17 protein-coding genes are annotated in these 18,246 nt (G+C 62.2%); 9 read left to right on the top strand and 8 right to left on the bottom strand.

The window, feature by feature from the left end:
* The first annotated feature begins 169 nt into the window (after positions 1–169).
* From CQ017_RS02365 to CQ017_RS02355, 3 genes are all read left to right on the top strand, one after another.
* A complete protein-coding gene (locus CQ017_RS02365; RefSeq protein WP_258133463.1) occupies positions 170–1,225 on the top strand; it encodes a TerC family protein in 1,056 nt (351 codons plus the stop codon).
* A 135-nt stretch (positions 1,226–1,360) separates the two neighbouring features.
* Positions 1,361–1,813 carry a MarR family winged helix-turn-helix transcriptional regulator gene (locus CQ017_RS02360; protein ID WP_105552328.1) on the top strand — a complete coding sequence of 151 codons (453 nt, stop codon included), beginning with the start codon at positions 1,361–1,363 and terminating at the stop codon, positions 1,811–1,813.
* A 50-nt stretch (positions 1,814–1,863) separates the two neighbouring features.
* Complete coding sequence (locus CQ017_RS02355; RefSeq protein ID WP_105552327.1) at positions 1,864–3,141, top strand: MFS transporter; 1,278 nt, start codon at positions 1,864–1,866, stop codon at positions 3,139–3,141.
* A 74-nt stretch (positions 3,142–3,215) separates the two neighbouring features.
* On the opposite strand, the gene CQ017_RS02350 is transcribed toward CQ017_RS02355, so the two are convergent.
* The 3 genes from CQ017_RS02350 to CQ017_RS02340 all read right to left on the bottom strand — a co-directional run bounded on the left by CQ017_RS02350 (position 3,216) and on the right by CQ017_RS02340 (position 5,841).
* Positions 3,216–3,887: a hypothetical protein gene (locus CQ017_RS02350; protein WP_105552326.1), complete on the bottom strand. Its 672-nt coding sequence runs from the start codon at positions 3,885–3,887 to the stop codon at positions 3,216–3,218.
* Positions 3,888–4,081: 194 nt separating this feature from the next.
* Positions 4,082–5,368 (bottom strand): alpha/beta fold hydrolase, encoded by a 1,287-nt coding sequence (locus CQ017_RS02345; protein ID WP_105552325.1) that lies wholly within the window; start codon positions 5,366–5,368, stop codon positions 4,082–4,084.
* The gene (locus tag CQ017_RS02340; protein WP_105552324.1) at positions 5,365–5,841 is read right to left on the bottom strand and encodes a GNAT family N-acetyltransferase; all 477 of its coding nucleotides are present in this window, start codon (positions 5,839–5,841) and stop codon (positions 5,365–5,367) included. The genes CQ017_RS02345 and CQ017_RS02340 overlap by 4 nt, the downstream gene beginning before the upstream one ends.
* A gap of 62 nt (positions 5,842–5,903) precedes the next feature.
* On the opposite strand from CQ017_RS02340, the gene CQ017_RS02335 reads away from it, so the two are divergent.
* On the top strand, positions 5,904–6,656 hold the full coding sequence (locus CQ017_RS02335; RefSeq protein ID WP_105552323.1) for a metal-dependent hydrolase: 753 nt from the start codon (positions 5,904–5,906) through the stop codon (positions 6,654–6,656).
* Here the strand turns inward: CQ017_RS02335 and CQ017_RS02330 are convergent.
* Positions 6,653–7,225 carry a dihydrofolate reductase family protein gene (locus CQ017_RS02330; RefSeq protein ID WP_105552322.1) on the bottom strand — a complete coding sequence of 191 codons (573 nt, stop codon included), beginning with the start codon at positions 7,223–7,225 and terminating at the stop codon, positions 6,653–6,655. The genes CQ017_RS02335 and CQ017_RS02330 overlap by 4 nt on opposite strands.
* Before the next feature lie 150 nt (positions 7,226–7,375).
* On the opposite strand from CQ017_RS02330, the gene CQ017_RS02325 reads away from it, so the two are divergent.
* On the top strand, positions 7,376–8,380 hold the full coding sequence (locus CQ017_RS02325; protein WP_105552321.1) for an NAD-dependent epimerase/dehydratase family protein: 1,005 nt from the start codon (positions 7,376–7,378) through the stop codon (positions 8,378–8,380).
* A gap of 58 nt (positions 8,381–8,438) precedes the next feature.
* Here CQ017_RS02325 and CQ017_RS02320 read toward each other — a convergent pair whose 3' ends face one another.
* Positions 8,439–8,642, bottom strand: coding sequence for a hypothetical protein (locus CQ017_RS02320; protein ID WP_105552320.1), 204 nt, complete (start codon positions 8,640–8,642; stop codon positions 8,439–8,441).
* Positions 8,643–8,887: 245 nt separating this feature from the next.
* The gene (locus CQ017_RS02315) at positions 8,888–11,416 is read right to left on the bottom strand and encodes an RNA helicase (RefSeq protein ID WP_105552319.1); all 2,529 of its coding nucleotides are present in this window, start codon (positions 11,414–11,416) and stop codon (positions 8,888–8,890) included.
* 77 nt (positions 11,417–11,493) lie between these two features.
* Between CQ017_RS02315 and CQ017_RS02310 the strand changes: the two genes are divergently transcribed.
* Both CQ017_RS02310 and CQ017_RS02305 read left to right on the top strand, forming a co-directional pair.
* Positions 11,494–12,285: a methyltransferase domain-containing protein gene (locus tag CQ017_RS02310; protein ID WP_105552318.1), complete on the top strand. Its 792-nt coding sequence runs from the start codon at positions 11,494–11,496 to the stop codon at positions 12,283–12,285.
* A gap of 40 nt (positions 12,286–12,325) precedes the next feature.
* Positions 12,326–12,805: a GNAT family N-acetyltransferase gene (locus CQ017_RS02305; RefSeq protein WP_105552505.1), complete on the top strand. Its 480-nt coding sequence runs from the start codon at positions 12,326–12,328 to the stop codon at positions 12,803–12,805.
* A gap of 28 nt (positions 12,806–12,833) precedes the next feature.
* Here CQ017_RS02305 and CQ017_RS02300 read toward each other — a convergent pair whose 3' ends face one another.
* The gene (locus tag CQ017_RS02300; RefSeq protein ID WP_105552317.1) at positions 12,834–13,487 is read right to left on the bottom strand and encodes an MBL fold metallo-hydrolase; all 654 of its coding nucleotides are present in this window, start codon (positions 13,485–13,487) and stop codon (positions 12,834–12,836) included.
* Positions 13,488–13,569: 82 nt separating this feature from the next.
* Here CQ017_RS02300 and CQ017_RS02295 point away from each other — a divergent pair, with 82 nt between their 5' ends.
* Positions 13,570–13,947 (top strand): GntR family transcriptional regulator, encoded by a 378-nt coding sequence (locus CQ017_RS02295; RefSeq protein ID WP_105552316.1) that lies wholly within the window; start codon positions 13,570–13,572, stop codon positions 13,945–13,947.
* 166 nt (positions 13,948–14,113) lie between these two features.
* Here the strand turns inward: CQ017_RS02295 and CQ017_RS02290 are convergent, their stop codons facing one another.
* A complete protein-coding gene (locus tag CQ017_RS02290) occupies positions 14,114–14,944 on the bottom strand; it encodes an SDR family NAD(P)-dependent oxidoreductase (protein WP_105552315.1) in 831 nt (276 codons plus the stop codon).
* A gap of 397 nt (positions 14,945–15,341) precedes the next feature.
* Between CQ017_RS02290 and uvrA the strand changes: the two genes are divergently transcribed.
* A complete protein-coding gene (gene uvrA / locus CQ017_RS02285; protein WP_105552314.1) occupies positions 15,342–18,212 on the top strand; it encodes an excinuclease ABC subunit UvrA in 2,871 nt (956 codons plus the stop codon).
* Positions 18,213–18,246: the final 34 nt, after the last annotated feature.

The raw sequence follows: 18,246 nt of genomic DNA, 5'->3' as shown, positions 1-18,246 counted from the left end.
TAGGCTACAATTAAATCTCGTACGTAGGGGAGTATCCCAAATGCTGTGAACGTCAACACGCGGACCATTGAAGTTTCGCCGGGCGCAGCAGCCGAACACGAATTGATTTGTGACGGCGGAGAGACTTGCGAATCTTTGTCCTACCCTTACGACGAAAGGCTGCTCTTCTGTGGGCACTACAGGGTTAACTATCCAATTTGAAATCATTGCCTTGGTGGCGCTGTGCGTCATCCTGCTGCTTGATTTGTTGTACGTTGTGCGTCGACCGCACGAACCATCGATGAAGGAAGCCGGGCTCTTTGTCGGTTTCTACATCACCTTGGCGCTGATCTTCGGCGGCATTGTCTGGTGGCAGGCCGGCTCCCAGATCGGCCAGGAGTTCTACGCCGGCTGGATTACCGAGTACTCGTTGTCGATCGACAACCTGTTCGTCTTCATCATCATCATGACCCGCTTCGCGGTGCCCCGTAAGTACCAACAAGAGGTGCTGATGTTCGGCATCATCATCGCGCTGGTGCTGCGTGCGATCTTCATTATCGCCGGTGCTGCCATGATCGAACACTTCTCGTGGGTCTTCTACATCTTCGGCGCCTTCCTGCTCTGGACCGCTTGGCACCAGCTCAAGGACGACGATGAGGACGAAGGCAGCGAAAACGGCCTGGTCAAGAAGCTGACCAGCAAGATGCCATTCGCCAAGGAGTATGACGGCAACAAGCTGCGCACCGTGGTGGATGGCAAGAAGCTGTTCACCCCGATGGTCATGGTTTTCATTACCATCGGCATGACCGACTTGCTGTTCGCGGTCGATTCCATTCCGGCGATCTTCGGGCTGACCGATTCGGCGTTCATCGTCTTCACCGCGAACATCTTCGCGCTGATGGGCCTGCGCCAGCTGTACTTCCTGCTGGGTGGTTTGATGAACCGCTTGGTCTTCCTGAAGCACGCTTTGAGCTTCATTCTGGCCTTCATTGGCGTCAAGCTCGTACTGCACGCGCTGCACACCAATGAACTGCCGTTCGTCAACGGCGGCGAAGGATTTGCTTGGGCGCCGGAGATTCCGACTAGCATTTCGCTGATCGTCATCCTGGCCACCATCGTTATTGCCACGGTGATGTCGCTTTGGACCCCATTCGGTCGCAACGCGGCCGCCAAGGCCGAGGCTGCGGAGGCCGAAAAGGCTGAATCCCATGCTTCGATCGAACGCGATCAGGATTCGGGCAAGTAGTCCGCACCCGAACCGGTAAATTACCCGCCGTATTCCATCCTTTCGGATGGAATACGGCGGGTTTTTTCTGTTCCCTGGGTAACATAAATCAGCAAGTTACATAGGTAGCCTATGTAATTCTGCTATGTTGTAACTATGACAAGCGAAGAAGATCCCCTGGCTGGCCTCGCGGGAGGCCTGACGCTCTTTTCCGGCGCGATGTCCCGACTGCTCGGCCAGGCCGCTGGCGACGGGCGGTCGGTCACCGCATGGCGCGTGCTGTCCGTGCTCCACCGGCAGGGACCGCAACGCGTAGGGGATCTGGCCGTGCAGCAGCGCATCGCCCAACCGAGCATGACCGGGTTGGTGATGCGTCTGGAAAAGGACGGACTGGTGCAGCGTGCCGCCGATCCGCAAGATGGCCGCGCCTCGCTTGTCTCGGTGACCGAGCTCGGGGTACACGATCTCACGGCGTATAAGCAACGGGCGATCAACGCGTTGACCGGCAGCATCGAAGCGATGACCGAGCCGGAGCGGGAAACGCTCAACCAGGCGCTGCCGCTGCTCGAGCGCATGGTGGCGGAGCTGACCGAAAACCTGGATCGCTAGCTCTGCGCCGCACCTGCCACAACAACTAGGAATACGCAGAAGCTGGCCTTATGACGAAAAATACTCAACCAAGCAACTCGCTGTTGCACCAACCAAAATCCGTGTGGGCGATCGCCTTCGCCTGCATGGTCTCGTTCATGGGAATCGGGCTGGTCGATCCGATTCTTCCGGCCATTAGCCGGGATCTGGAAGCCACTGCCTCGCAAACCATGCTGCTGTTCACCAGCTACCTGTTCATCACCGGGTTGGCGATGTTCTTCACCAGCTGGGTCTCCACGCTGATCGGCGTGAAGCAGACCCTGCTCGGGGGACTGGTGCTGATCGTGGCGTTCGCCGCGCTGGCCGGCGCCAGCGGCTCGATCAACCAGATCCTCGCCTACCGCGCCGGCTGGGGACTGGGCAACGCGCTGTTCATCTCCACGGCTTTGGCCGCCATCGTCGGCGCCGCCAGCGGCGGCAGCCGGCAGGCGATCGTGCTTTACGAAGCGGCGCTGGGCGTGGGCATGGCGGTCGGGCCGCTGCTGGGCGGGGTGCTCGGCAGCCTGTCCTGGCGCGGACCGTTCTTCGGCACCGCAACGCTGATGGCGATCGGACTCATTGCGATCCTCGCGTTCCTCAGCCTGCCGGACAAGCCCGCGGGCCAGCTGAAGATCTCCCCGTGGGCAAGCTTTGCGGCCCTGCGGAACCCCGCCCTGCGCACCATGGCGATCACCGCGGTGCTGTACAACTTCGGGTTCTTCGTGCTGCTGGCCTATTCGCCCTACCCGCTGGAGGCCGCCGCCGCGACGCAGGGAATCGAATTTGGCGCCGCGGAACTTGGTTGGGTGTTCTTCGGCTGGGGACTGTCGCTGGCGATCACCTCGGTGCTTGTCGCCCCGTTGCTGACCCGGCGTTTCGGCCTGCGCCCCATCATGTTTGTCGCGCTGAGCCTGCTGGGACTGCTGCTCGCCTCGATGGCGGTGTTCCACACGCAGCTGCGCGCGCTCATCGCGCTGATCGTCGTCGCCGGGCTGGTGCTGGGCATCCTCAACACCGCGCTGACCGAGGCGGTGATGGAAGCCACCGAGCTGCCGCGCAACGTGGCAAGCTCCACCTACTCGGGAGTGCGTTTCCTGGGAGGCGCGATCGCCCCTGCGGTGGCCGGGCCGATCGCTGCGGCCATGGGGGCCGGCGCGCCCTACTGGTTCGGCGCCGCGGCCGTGTTCGCCTCGATCCTGGTGCTGGGACTGCTTGGTGGGCATCTGTCCCACCTCGGTGCCGGCGCGCACACGGGGCCCGAAGGCATAGCCGCCGCCGATACGGTGGCTCCCACCGGTTCGACCCGCTAGCCGGGCTTAAAACGATGCTGGGGCCTGACTTACCACTTAAGGTAACTCAGGCCCCAGCCGTGTTAAGTTGATGCTTAGTTCGTCGGAGTGAGGATGATGCGCAGTGGCGCGAGCAGCGCCTCTTCCTCGGCCGGCAGTCCGAAGGTTTCCGCCAACATCACGATGAACGCTCCGCCCATGGTGGGGTGCAGCATGTGGTGGTTGGTGTAGATCAACGGGATTTCATCTTCGTCCTCTTCGGGGTCAACCTCGTAGGCCTCGGTATCGATGGGACGCGCCAGAACCAAATGGTCGCCGTTCTCCACGAACAACAGCTCGTAGCGGTAGCCATCCTCGTAGAGCAGCACGCTGTTCGGCTTGTCCGAGGGACCGAAGTACTCGGGGTGCTCGGCTACGAAGGGCAGTTCGGAAACTTCCTGCCAATTCTGCGCCAGGGTCACGAAGTCGGTGAGCCGTTCGGCGAAGTCCTCGGCGGTGAGCGGGAACTCCGGGTCGAAGGTATATACCGGCTCGAAATCCGCGTCCGAATCATCCAATGCGGAGGTCGTGGCGAAAATTGCTTCACCGTGCAGAACCAGGGCGAAGTCAATCTCGGACTCGACGAACTTGTAGACCAACGCGTCCTCATCGGCGCGATCGATCGTCATGTTGTATGGCAGGTGTGCGGCTGCGATGATGCCGTCAAATTCTTCGACCTTCGAGACCAGATCGTCTGGAACATCGACACCATTAGTACTGTTTCCCATAGTGTTCCTTTCGACCTTTACATCGGGCTAGTTGCCCTTGAGCGAAAACCTAGCACGCGCGGTGTGCGCGAACAGCATCCGCCACACCAATTGCGCCAAGGCCCGCCAAAGCAACGGCGCCAAGCAACTTCGAGGTTGGTTGGCGCCTTTGCTTGTGTGCCAGTCTAGCCACCGCGGAGCACCGGCGATAGTGCTCAGTCGCTGGCCGCGGTGGCTTCCGGATCTTCGCCGTTGGTCATCGCCAGCAGCCGACGGAAGATGGCCGGACCGTCATCGCCGATTCCGTCGTGGTGGAAGTCCTCGGTTACCCAGGGTTGCAGCCCCTTGACTTGGGAAGCGGTGCGCAACGACAGCTCGCGGTCAACATAGACGTCATCGTGGTAGACGGCGGCAGCGACCGGGACGGTGTTGCGCGCCAGCACATCGAGGTCGTAGAGCGGGCCGAAATGTTCGTGCTCGGCTAAAATCCGCGCCACCTCTTCGAGCGGGCGCAGCGCGGGATCTTCGGTGAAATGCCAGCGGTAGACCATCTCACCGGTGAGCAGCGGGGTGTCCGCCTGCTCGGCGAAGTCCGGATACTCCTCCAGCACCTGTTCCGCGGCCCAATGGGTCGCCGAACCTTGGGCGTAGATGGTTTCGTGCATCAGCGCGTAGAGCGGATTGGTGGCAAAGGAGGCCTGGGCGTACAGGGCCGACAGGAAGGCATCCGAGAGCCGGGGGCCTCCCGGAGTCGGTGCGAAGGCCTCCTCGAAGACGTGGTGCAGCAGGTGTACGCGGGTGTTGCCGCCTAGGAACATGCCGAGCATTTGCACTAGCTGCACGGTGACCTTGCGCCCGTCGGGCAGCAGCTCGTCGTCATTGTGCCGCAGGTGCTCGTAGATCTTGTGCAGGGTCTCGAAGTCTTGCGGGTACCAGGAGAAGTATTCGCGGTTCCGTTCGGCCATGCGCTGGTAGGTGGCCCGGTACACGGTCTGCGCATCGGCATCCAGGGAGGCGAGCCCGCCGGTGACCAGGCTGCGTTCGAGGGATTCGGGGAACATCGACAGGTAGGTCAGCGTGCAGAACCCGCCGTAGCTCTGCCCGAAGGTGCTCCACTTCTCGATGCCCAGCTGCTCACGCAGCGCCTCGGCGTCGCGCACGATCGAGTCGGCGCGGAAGTGCGTGAGGTAGCGCGCTTGGGCGGCCGCGTCGCCCCGCAAACCCAGCGTCTGGTGGGTCGCCGGGGTGGACAGGCCGGTGCCGCGCTGATCGAGCAGCAGCACCCGGAAGTGCTTGGTCGCTTCGGCCAGCCAGCCGGACAGGGAGCCGGGGCGCGGGGCCTTCCCGCCCGGGCCGCCCTGCAGGAACAGCAACCATGGCTTGCCCGCATCGGTGCTGATTTCGCGGGCGAAGACGGTGATCTTCTCGCCGCCTGCGGTCCCATGCACCAGCGGGACTTCGACGCGGTGCTCGGTGACGTCCATGCCGCGGTAGTGAATCATCGGGCCAACTCCTCTAGTGCGGGGCCGTCCAGGCGGCGAGTGCTCCAACCGTCCATGGTGGAGGAATGAATCGAATCGTAGAAGGCGATCGCCGGGGCATTCCAGTCAAGGACCGCCCACTCCAACCGGCGGTAGCCGCGCGCCACGCAGATCTGCGCCAAGGTTCTGAGCAGCGCAGTGCCGGTGCCTTTGCCGCGCTCGCTTTCCTGCACGTACAGATCCTCCAGGTGGATGCCGTGGCGCCCTTCCCAGGTGGAGTAGGTCGGGAACCACATCGCGATTCCGACAAGCAGCCCGGACTCGTCCTCGGCGACGTGGGTGAAGACCTTCGGATCCGCGCCGAAGAGGTGTTCTTCCAAGTCCGCGACCGTGTTCTTCACGGCGTCTGGTTCTTTTTCATACACCGCCAGCTCGTGGATCAAGTCGAGGATTCGCGGGCAGTCCGCAAGGCGCGCTTCTCTGATTCGTGACATGTGCTTAAGCTTACCGCCGTCGTGCGGCTATAACGTCGGTGACCAGTCCTAAGGTGGAATCCATGATGGGTGGACACCACGCCATGAGCGGCGCAGCCGCATGGCTAGCAATAACAACTCCGGTGACCGTTGGATCCGTGAACCTGGGATTCGGCGCATTGCACATGGAGCGGTGGGAAACCCTCGCCGGGGCGATCCTCTGCGCAGGGGCGGCCCTGCTGCCCGACGCCGACCATCACAACGCCACGATCGCCCGTTCCCTGCCGCCGATTTCCAATATCCTCGCGCGGATCATCGGGAAGGTCGCCGGCGGCCACCGCAACGGGACGCACTCGATCCTGGGCATCTTGTTCTTCATTTTTGTGGCCTGGCTGGCCGACTCGTGGTCGATGGAAGTGTCCCAGCTCGGGGTGGTGTATCCCGGCGCAGCGCTCTTTGCGATCCTGCTGATTTCCTTCGCGGTGAAAAGCGTGAAATTCATGCCGCCCTTGCTGTGCTGGGTGATTGCCCTGGCCGCCGGGGCGTTTGTCGGCATGAACGCTCCGCTCGAACGGGCCTGGTTCCCGCTGGCGGTCACCGCCGGGGTGATCGTGCACATTCTGGGGGATATGCTCACCATCGGCGGGTGCAACTTGCTGTGGCCGATCAAGATCGGTGCCCCGCGGTGGTTCCGCAGAATACCGGTCATCGGGGACTGCTGGAAAGCTAACGGGCGGGTCGCCTTGCCGGTCCTCGCCGAAACCGGTTCGAAGGCCGAATGGATCCTTGCCAGCCTGATGACATCCTATGTGGCCATTGCGATCATCTTGGCTTAGCGCGTGCGCTCGTACTCGATGATGCTCACTCCGGAATCAAAGGTCCGAGTGCGCACCGGGACAAAGGGCAACGCGGCGTAGCCGGCGGCACCGAACAACGCGATCCCCGAGCCGAAGACCAGCGGGTGGCGTTTGAGGATGAGCGTGTCGATTTCCTCGCTGAGTGCTCCGGCCAATTGCCCGCCGCCGCAAAGGTAGATATCCAGCCCGGCATCCTGTTTCAATTCGCGTACCTTGCCCACCGGGTCGCCGGTGAGTTCAATGTGCTCCGGGACCGTGCGCGCGGAACGCGAGACCACAATCTGCCGAAGATGGGTGTAGGGGCTGTCTAGGCCGCCGTAGATGTCGGGATTGTAGGTATTCCAGCCCATCAGCACGGTGTCGAATTTTGTACCCGGAGCGCTGGTTCTAAGGGCCTGGTGAATATGTGCGGGTACCGCGTCGGCGTATTCGCCAAGGATCGGTTGCATGTGGTCTCCCTCGGTGGGAAACGCCGCAAAACCGCCATCGGGCGCCGCGATATAACCGTCCAGGCTCACCGCCACATAGTAAACAAGCTTTCGACCCATCGCGCACACCCTTCTGCGAACCGGTTCTCGGCCCGGTAATTTTCACATGCTAACACGCACGGAATACGGCCGCTAGGGAACCGGGCCTGGGCGGTGTGCCCAGAGTGAAAGCCCTTTGTTGCGGCCTCTGCCACTGCTGTACTTGGGAGCATGAAACTTCTTGTGCTTGGCGGAACGATGTTCCTATCGCAGTACGTTGCCCAATTCGCGTCGGATGCCGGGCACCGGGTCACTTGCGCGGCCCGCGGGGAAAGCGGGGTGGCTCCGCAGGGCTGCGAGTTCATTTATTGGGACCGGAACGAGCCGGCGCCAGTCGAACTCACCGCCGAGCAATTCGACTCAGTTATTGATGTCTCGCGGACCCCGGCGCACGTGCGCCGGGCCACGCAAGAGCTCCGCGCCGATCATTGGGTCTTCGTGTCCACCATCTCCGTGTATGCCGATCTGTCGCACCCCGGCGGAACACCAGCCGACACCAAACTATTCGAACCGCTGGAAAGCGACGGCGGGCAATCAACGGCCGAATCCTATGGGGCGATGAAGATTGCCTGCGAGCAACTCATTGGAGAACTTCACGCGCCGGCCGCGATCATCCGGCCGGGACTGCTCGTCGGGCCCGAGGATCCCACCGGCAGGTTCAGTTATTGGCCGGAGCATGCGGCGCGCAGCCTAGCGGACGGCTTGGAACTATTGGTGCCGCTTGCCGCCGAAGACCCGGTGCAGGTACTGGACGCGCGCGATCTGGCAACCTGGCTCATCGAGCTCGCCGAGAATAAATCCACCGGAACCTTTGACGCGGTGGGCCCGGCAACTTCGCGCCGCGAATTCATCGCGCAGATCTTCGAGGCGCTGGAAGTCGAGCCAAGGGTGCACTGGGCCGATGCTGCGTCGCTGCACGAGCAGGGCGTGGTGCCATGGAGCGGGGAACGCTCGCTTCCGCTGTGGCTCCCGGATCCGGCGGTGGCCGGCATGCTTGATCGCGATCATCGTCCGGCTCGGCAAGCGGGGCTGCGCACCCGGCCCTTAGCGCGGACTAGTCTTGACACGCTTCAATGGCTCAACGGAACAGACCGCGCACGGACCGGTCTGAGCCGTGAAGAGGAGGTAGGCGTCCTGGAAAATTTGGCCGCCGCCGCGCGCGGAACCAGCCGCTAGGCCACGCGCCGTAGCGAACCGCGTATTAATTATTCCCCGGACGGGGCGGTTCGCCGGTTTAGGGCTGAGGCAACCCTTGCGCCTGGGACCGTGGTTTCCAGCTCTGGTACAGCAACCACGTACCCGCAACGGTCAATGCCACCTGCAGCAGCGTGGCCAGCAGACCTTCGGCGGTGAACAGCACCGCGTGATTGCTAATGAGACTCAGCCATGCGAGGAACATGACGAAACTGCCGATCTTGCGCAGCCTGATTGGATTCATGGGACAAACAATACCGTCGAATCCACGCAAAAGGTTAGCCGTGACGGGTTAATTTCCGCCGAATTTTTTTCGGCTGCGTTTGACCGTGGGCAAGTACCCGCTAGAGCTATCTGATAGCCGGCCGGACTAGGAGATATGGAAAAACCTTGCTGCCACAAAAGTGGCGGTTCTCATGCACCTGAACCAGGTGTATGACAACCGCCACTAGGTGAGCTAAAGGCAAGGCAATCGACTGCCGAAGAGAACTAGTCCATTCGTCCGACCGCGGTGACCGTAACTACCGGGGCGCCGAGTTCATCGGAGTCGTCCAAGGATATGGTGGCGTTGATTCCCCAGTCATGGTGCTCTTCCGGATCGGCGAAGATCTGGCGGACCTCCCAGATCCGGTTCGGCTTCTCGGTGACCACAAATAGGTTCGAGCCGCGGCCGTTCGGGCCGTCATCGATGTCCTCGTGTTCCTCGAAGTAGTCATCCATGGCCTCGGCCCAGGCATCGGCAGCAAAACCGCTATGCCCATCGAGTTCGCCCAAGGCCTGATCTTGTTCATCGGCGAAGAGCTTGACCCGGCGGAACATCTCGTTGCGAACCATCACGCGGAAGGCACGCATATTCGTGGTGAGCCTCTCCGGGGCAGGGGGAGTGATCTCGGTTTCTTCGTGCAGCTCGCCGCGCGAGAGCTCCTCCCATTCGTCGAGCAGCGAAGAGTCAATCTGGCGGATTAATTCGCCCAGCCATTCGATGAGGTCTTCGAGGTCTTCGCGCAGCGAATCCTGCGGGACGGTCTGGCGCAGGGCCTTGTACGCGTCGGTGAGGTAGCGCAGCAGCACACCTTCGGAGCGAGCCAGCTGGTAGTACTGGACGAAGTCCGAGAAACCCATGGCGCGTTCGTACATGTCGCGCACGACGGACTTGGGCTGAAGCTCGAAGTCCGCCAACCAGGGGGCACCGGAACGGTACTGTTCGAAGGCCGCCTCGAGCTTCTCCGCCAGCGGCTGCGGGTAGGTGACCTCATCCAGGGCCGCCATGCGCGCGTCGTAGTCCAGGCCGTCGGCCTTCATCGCGGCAATTGCCTCGCCGCGGGCCTTCTTCTCCTGGCCCGAAAGTACCTGGCGCGGCTTCTCCAGGGTCGCCTCGATCACCGAGACGACATCCAACGCGTAGCTGGGGGATTCTGGTTCGAAGAGTTCCAAGGCCGCCAGGGCAAATGGCGACAGCGGCTGGTTCAGCGCGAAGTTCTGCTGCAGGTGCACGGTCAGCTCGTAGTAGTTGCCGTATTCATCGGGTTCCGCGCGCCGCACCACCACGCCGGTGGCGATCAGCTCGCGCAGAATGCCCAGGGCGCGCAGCTTCAGCTTGCGCTGCGAGGCGGGGGTCTCATGGTTCTCGGTGAGCAGGCGCATGGCCGCCTCGAAGGCATTGTCCTCGCGTTCGAGCAGGTTCAGCAGCATCGAGTGGGAGACCTGGAAGGAGGACTTCAGCGTTTCCGGATCGGCATGCACGATCTTGTCGTAGGTCTTCTCGCCCCAGGTGACGAAGTTCTGCGGCGGCTTCTTCTTCGGGATCTGCCTGAGCTTTGAGGAGCCCTCGCCGTGCTTCTTCAGGGCCTTTTCCATGGCCTTGTGGTTTTCGATCGCATGCTCGGGGGCCTGGACCAGCACGGTGCCGGCGGTGTCGAAGCCGGCGCGCCCGGCGCGGCCGGCAATCTGATGGAATTCGCGGGCGTTGAGGGTGCGGGTGCGGGTGCCGTCGAACTTGGACAGCGCGGTGATCAGCACCGTGCGGATCGGCACGTTGATGCCCACGCCCAGGGTGTCGGTGCCGCAGATGACCTTGAGCAGTCCGGCCTGTGCGAGCTGTTCGACCAGCCGGCGGTACTTGGGCAGCATGCCGGCGTGGTGCACGCCGATGCCGTGGCGCACCAGCCGGTTCAGCGTCTTGCCGAACCCTGCGGCGAAGCGGAATCCGGCCACCAGCTCGGCGATGCGGTCCTTTTCCTCGCGGGTGCACACGTTGACGCTCATCAAGCCGGTGGCGCGATCGATGGCGTCCAGCTGGGAGAAGTGCACGATGTAGATCGGGACCTGCTGGGTTTTGATCAGTTCCTCGACGGCTTCCTGGACCGGTTCCATCGAGTAGTAGAAGTGCAGCGGGATGGGACGCTCGGAGTGCGCCACCGTCACGGTGGTTTTGCCGGTGCGGTCTTCAAGCTCCTTCTCGAAACGGCTGACGTCGCCCAGGGTGGCGCTCATCAGCAGGAACTGCGACTGCGGCAGCTCGATGAGCGGCAATTGCCAGGCCCAGCCGCGCTGCGGATCTGCGTAGAAGTGGAACTCGTCCATGATGACCACACCCGCATCTGCGCGCGAGCCTTCGCGCAGGGCGATGTTGGCCAGGATCTCGGCGGTGCAGCAGATGATCGGCGCGTCGGCATTCACCGAGGAATCGCCGGTGACCATGCCGACGTTTTCGGCGCCGAAGATCTTGCACAGGTCGAAGAACTTCTCCGACACCAGGGCCTTGATCGGGGCGGTATAGAAGCTGATCTGGTCGCGGGACATCGCGTAGAAGTGCGCGGCAATGGCGACCAGCGACTTGCCCGAGCCGGTGGGCGTCGCCAAAATGACGTTGCTTCCGGCGGCCAAGGCCATCGAAGCCTCGTCCTGGGCAGGGTATAGGTCGATGCCGCGGGTGGTTACCCAGCGGCCAAAGGACTCGTAAATCTCGTCGTCGGAAACGTTCTTCGCATCTGCAGGCAGGTAATCGGTGAGCAACATGATGTTCTAAGCCTATCCGTTGAGAACTGCGACCGGAGGCTAGCTGAACGCTGAGCCGTGGTACTAGGCTCGGAAATATGAAGTGGAACCCGAACAAATACGCCGAATTCGCGGATTACCGCGGACGACCCTACGAAGACCTGCTGGGCCAGCTAGGCGGAATCATCCCCAAGCAGATTGTCGATCTGGGCTGCGGGCCGGGAGACAAGACGAGCTTGCTGGCCGAGCGGTGGCCGCAGGCGCAGGTGACCGGATTGGATTCTTCCCCGGAGATGATCGCCCAAGCCAACGGCGCGGTGCAGCAGCCGAATCTGGGCTTCGAGCTGCTCGACGCACGCCATTGGCACCCGCGACCCGAGATCGACCTGCTCTTTTCCAACGCCATGCTGCAGTGGCTCCCCGAACACCGCGAACTGCTCAAAAGCTGGTTGGGTGATTTGAAGGCCGGTGCCTACGTCGCAATCCAGATGCCGGGAAACTTCGGCGCTGCCTCCCATGCGGTGATGCGCCAGGTGGCCGACTCTCAGAAGTGGGCAGGCAGGCTCGGCGGCGTGCTGCGGCACGAAGACGTGGTGGGCGAACCACAAGAGTACCAGCGGCTATTGCTAGAGGCAGGGTTCCAGGCAAATGTGTGGGAGACGACCTACCACCAGGTGATGGTGGGGGAGAGCCCGATCCTTGACTGGGTGCGAGGCACCGCGTTGCTGCCCATCAAGGCAACACTGCCCGAGGACGAATACCTGGATTTCGAAGCGGACTACTCCGCTGCCGTCGCCGAGCATTACCCGTCATTCACGGCACCGGACGGTGCCAAGCTGACGAACTTTCCCTTCCGGCGCATCTTTATGGTGGCACGCAAGCAGGGCTGAATCACTGGTGCCGGCGCTGGACATGGAGGACAATGGCCGCATGGAAAAACGGCGCACCTACGTAGCCACGGCGGAACATTGCGCGCAGCTGGCGAAGCTGCAGGCTGACTTCAATGCGGAGTTCGGTTCTCCCTGCCCCACGGAGCAGATACTAGCCAGGCGGTTGCGGGGCATGCTCGCTGGCCCACACTGTTATGCGGTGCTCGCCGGTCCTGCATCTGAGCCGTCGGGCCACGCCATCGTGACCCTGCGGCCAACCATCTATTCCGACGGACCGCTCGCGGTGCTTGATGAGCTGTATGTGCGTCCTCCACTGCGCGGCCAAGGCATCGGCGGCGCTATCCTTGATCATGTCCTGCGCCAGCTGGCCGAGCGCGGAGGCAGCGAAATGCACATCAACGTGGATGAAGACGATGCGCAGGCTCGTCGCTTTTACGAGGACCGCGGGTTTGTGAACCACGAACCGGGCAGTGAATGGCGGATGCTGCTCTACCTGCAAGAATTGCCCACCGGGCCGTAACCTGATGGGCAATGCTGCAAATGATGGATTACCAGCCGCGCTGTCGCCATGCATCGAGGTGCGGGCGCTCGGTGCCCACGGTGGTGGAGCCACCGTGACCGGGCAGGACGACGGTATCATCCGGGAACTTTTCGAAGATACGTTCGGATACGTCGTTGAGCAACGACTCGAAGCGCTCCGGGTCCTCCCAGGTATTGCCTACACCCCCGGGGAAAAGGCTGTCTCCGCTGAAGATGACCTGCTGTCCCGAGGAGTCCTGCAATGCATATGCGATCGAGCCCGCGGTGTGCCCGCGAAGGTGGATGGCCTCAAGTTCCACCTTGCCAACGGAAACTCGATCACCATGGGTCAGCCCGTGGCTGATCTTCACGCCGGACTCCTTGGCGATACCGTTGATATCTTCGGCGCCTGCATACGTTGGAACGGCGAAGCGTTCGACGACCTCGGCCAGGGCTCGCACGTGGTCCCAATGCTCATGGGTCGTGGCGATGCCAACGACCTCTGGTTCGGGGCCATCCTTGGCGGCGCTGGCCACGAGTTCTAGAATCGCGGGAGTTTCGTCGGCCGCATCGATCAGTAGTTGTTTGCCGCTGGCCCGTTCGGTGACCAAGTAAATGTTGTTGTTCATTTCGGAGACGCTCACCGAACGAATCGTGACGTCGGCTAGTAGAAGTTCACTCATGCTTATTACCCTACGGCGGCGATTGGCTTGAACGCGATAGGCTCAGTGAATCAACCGAAGTATTGCACCGAATGGAGCGCCCATGGCCAATCTGGATTTCATCCGTATCGACCCGAAATCGGCCGTTGCCCCGTACCAGCAGGTACGTGAGCAAATCCTGGCAAGTATTGCGGGTGGAGACTTGGCCCCCGGAACCAAGCTTCCCTCGGTGCGGGCGCTCGCCGGTGACCTGGATCTTGCGGTGAACACGGTGGCGAAGGTCTATAAGGAGCTGGAAGCCCAAGGCGCGGTCGTGACCCGCGGGCGACACGGAACCATCGTGCAAGCAGCCGAGGATCGTGCCCAGCAAGAAGTCGGCGACGCCGCAGCCGATCTGGCACGCGTAGCCCAGACCTGGTCGGTAGATGAAGAAACCGCGGTTAAGTATTTGCGCGCCGCGTTCAGCTCGCTGCCGCGTTAATCAGTGGCCTTCGGGCCATGGGGTACCGGGCTGTGCGAGGCGAGCTAACCCGAAACGCGATTTGAGTGTCCCTAAAGGTCGGTTCATGCCGGTTGGGCCCAAACCGCACTGCACCAGAACCATCGGCAGATTCTGCGCCACGCTCAGATAACTCGGGGAAATTCTGTCAGCTAGCGGTTCGGAGCAGTGAAGCCGATTTCTTCCAGAGCTGCTCTGCAAACTTCGGATTGTGCATTTCGGCACTTACCCTTGTCGCTATCCTGCGGGATTCATAGTAGGAACCCGGCAGGAAAGACGTTCCAGGAGTCCCTTCCGCGAGCCAAACAAGCTGATCTGACCCTTTTTCGGGAGTGACGGTAAAAAGACGTTTGAGCGGGCCGTGGTAAATGCGCCGCATGAAATGTGTGGTTTCGCTGGCGAAGCTGCTGGCGACGATACCCGGATGGAAAGCAACGGCGGTGATGCCTCGTGGTCCGAACCGGTGCTGCAATTCCTGAGTGAAGAGGATATTAGCGAGTTTCGCGTTGCCATAGGCTTTCTGCGGGGCGTAGCCCTCGGTATTCTGCAGGTCTTCGATATCCAGCCGCCCGAAGATCCGGGCGGCCTTGCTGGCTGTCTGGATAATCGTTGCCTTGCCGGCAAGCAGCGCTGGCATGAGCAAGCTGGTGAGCAGGAACGGAGCAAGGTGGTTGACCTGGAAAGTAATTTCATGCCCATCAACGGTCTGGGTTCGCTCACCCATGATGCCGCCTGCATTATTCGCGAGCACGTTGATTACGGGGTACGCCTCCAGCAGATCATCTGCCAGCTTTCTAACTTGGGTCAGCTCAGCGAAGTCAGCGACATAGTAAGGAACGGACAGCTCTGCGGCGATGCTTTTGGTTTTGCCCTCCGAGCGCCCCACGATGACGACGCGATGGCCACGGCCAACCAGCGTGCGCGCGGCGGCCGCGCCGATGCCGTCGCTGCCGCCGGTGATGATAATGGTTTTGCTCATGTTGAATTCATTTCCTCAATGCCGGCGCGGGAGCTCAGCCTCCCATTCTCGGATCGAACTGGCAAGTCATCCTAGCGGACGCCGGTGGCAGTATTTAGTTGAAGGCCAAGGGTTCCGGGGCCGGGCTGGAGTACCACGCCGGGAGGCACCGGCCACATGGCTCGTCGGGAAACTTTTGTGGGGAACATGCGAAGAAAATGCGCCCTGCCGGCGCTGTCGCCTACTTGTCGGCTAATCATCGTGCTCTTCCTGTTCGCTCCGTCCGAGCCTCGAAACGGCCGCCGACCAGCAAATCTTCAGGGCTGGAAATGCCCGGGATATCGCCCTGCGCGAAAGTAACGCGCATTTGTGCCAAGCACCACGTTTATTCGAAGTAGTTTTCGATTAGTATTACTTCGTGGCTATTACTGCAGAAAGCAAAAAACTGGATTTGTCCCGTCTGATCGTCAAGGGTGCGCGCGAGCACAACCTGAAGAACGTAGACGTGGATCTTCCGCGCGACGCGATGATCGTCTTTACCGGCTTGTCCGGATCGGGCAAGTCATCGCTGGCCTTCGACACGATTTTCGCCGAGGGGCAGCGCCGCTATGTCGAATCCCTGTCCGCCTATGCGCGCATGTTCCTGGGCCAGGTCGACAAGCCGGATGTGGACTTCATCGAAGGGCTTTCCCCGGCCGTGTCGATCGACCAGAAGTCCACGAGCCGCAACCCGCGGTCCACCGTGGGCACCATCACCGAGGTGTATGACTACATGCGCCTGCTCTGGGCCCGCGTAGGACGCCCGCACTGCCCCGAATGCGGGGAACCCATTTCGAAGCAGTCGCCGCAGCAGATCGTCGACCAGCTGCTGGAGATGCCGGAGAAGACCCGCTTCCAGGTGCTTGCCCCGGTGGTGCGCGCCCGTAAGGGCGAGTTCGTGGACCTGTTCGCCGAGCTATCCTCCAAGGGATTCTCCCGTGCCCGGGTCGACGGCAAGACCATTCAGCTGACCGAGCCGCCCAAGCTGGCCAAGCAGGTCAAGCACACCATCGAGGTGGTCGTTGACCGCCTCGCCATTAACGACACGGTGCACCAGCGGCTGACCGACTCGGTGGAAACCGCACTGAACCTGGCCGAGGGCCGCGTGCTGGTGGACTTCGTGGATCTGGAAGAGGACGACCCGAAGCGCGTCCGCGCGTTCTCCGAGAACCTCGCCTGCCCGAACGAGCACCCGCTGGCCATCGATGAGATCGAACCCCGAACCTTCTCCTTCAATAACCCCTTCGGCGCCTGTTCGGCCTGCAGCGGCATCGGCACCAAGCTCGAAGTCGATGAGCACCTGATCGTCCCGGATGCCGAGGTCAAACTGGCCGACGGGGCCATCGCGCCGTGGTCCTTGGGCAAGGCGACCACCGAATACTGGAACCGGTTGATCGAGGGGCTCGGCAAGGAGCTGGGCTTCAGCATGGACACCGCCTGGAAGGACCTGCCGGCACCGGCGCGCCAGGCGATCCTGAACGGCAAGGACCACAAGGTCGTGGTGCAGTACAAGAACCGTTTCGGCCGGGAGCGCAAGTACTCCACCGGGTTCGAAGGCGTCATCTCCTACGTGCACCGCAAGCATGAGGAAACCGAATCGGATCACGCGCGCGATCGCTACGAGCAGTACATGCGCCAGATTCCGTGCCCTACCTGCGGCGGCGCCCGGCTGAACCCGGCCTCGCTGTCGGTGCTGATCGGCGGCAAGTCGATCGCGGCGGTGGCGGCCATGGATTTGCGCGCGGCGGCCGAATTCCTCACCACCTTGGAGCTGAGCGACCGCGAGGCGCAGATCGCCACCCAGGTGCTGAAGGAAATTGGCGCGCGCATGAAGTTCCTGCTGGACGTGGGCCTGGAATACCTGACCCTGGAACGCGCCGCGGGCACCCTGTCCGGTGGCGAGGCGCAGCGCATCCGCCTGGCCACGCAGATCGGTTCCGGCCTGGTCGGCGTGCTCTACGTGCTGGACGAGCCCTCCATCGGCCTGCATCAGCGCGACAACCGCCGGCTGATCGAAACCCTGCTGCATCTGCGTTCGCTGGGCAATACGCTGATCGTCGTCGAACACGATGAGGACACCATCGCCGAGGCGGATTGGATCGTGGATATCGGTCCGGGTGCCGGGGAGCACGGCGGCGAGGTAGTCCATTCCGGCTCGCTGGAGGGGCTGAAGGAGAACACCCGCTCGCTGACCGGCGACTACCTCTCCGGACGCAAGCAGATCGAGCTGCCGAAAAAGCGCCGCAAGGCCGACAAGAAGCGCATGCTCAAGCTGGTGGGCGCGAAGGAAAACAACCTGCGGGACGTCACCGTGGAGTTCCCGCTGGGCGTGCTGACCGCGATTACCGGTGTCTCGGGTTCGGGCAAGTCGACGCTGGTCAACGACATCCTGTACAAGGTGCTGGCCAATAAGCTCAACGGCGCCAAGCAGGTTCCCGGACGCCACACCCGGGTGCTGGGCCTGGAGCACCTGGACAAGGTCGTGCACGTGGACCAGTCGCCCATCGGGCGCACCCCGCGGTCGAACCCTGCCACCTACACCGGGGTCTTCGACAACATCCGCAAGCTCTTTGCAGAGACCAATGAGGCGAAGCTGCGCGGCTACCAGCCGGGCCGATTCTCCTTCAACGTCAAGGGCGGGCGCTGCGAGTCCTGCTCGGGTGACGGCACGCTGAAGATCGAAATGAACTTCCTGCCGGATGTCTACGTGCCGTGCGAGGTCTGCCAGGGCCAGCGCTACAACCGCGAAACCCTGCAGGTGCTCTACAAGGGCAAGAACATCTCGGACGTGCTGAATATGCCGATCTCCGAGGGCGCCGAGTTCTTCGCCGCGTTCACCCCGATCGCCCGCCACCTGAAGACCCTGGTCGATGTGGGACTGGGCTATGTGCGACTGGGGCAGCCGGCCACCACGCTTTCCGGCGGCGAGGCGCAGCGTGTGAAGCTCGCCGCGGAATTGCAGAAGCGTTCAAACGGCCGCTCCATCTACGTGCTCGACGAACCGACCACCGGTCTGCACTTCGAAGACATCCGCAAGCTGCTGCTGGTTCTGCAAGGACTGGTGGACAAGGGAAACACCGTGTTGACCATCGAGCACAACTTGGACGTCATCAAGTCGGCCGACTGGGTGATCGATCTGGGGCCGGAAGGCGGCTCGGGCGGCGGAACGATTTTGGCCACCGGAAGCCCGGAATCCGTGGCGAAGGTCGACGAATCGCACACCGGAAAGTACCTGGCCGAAATTCTCTAGAACCTCAAATCCCGAGCGAGGCGGACCCGCTGAA

Source organism: Arthrobacter sp. MYb224 (assembly GCF_002975455.1).
GTDB lineage: Bacteria > Actinomycetota > Actinomycetes > Actinomycetales > Micrococcaceae > Glutamicibacter.
The sequence above is the reverse complement of the archived record's forward strand: the minus strand, read 5'-3'. Positions and strand labels throughout refer to the sequence as shown.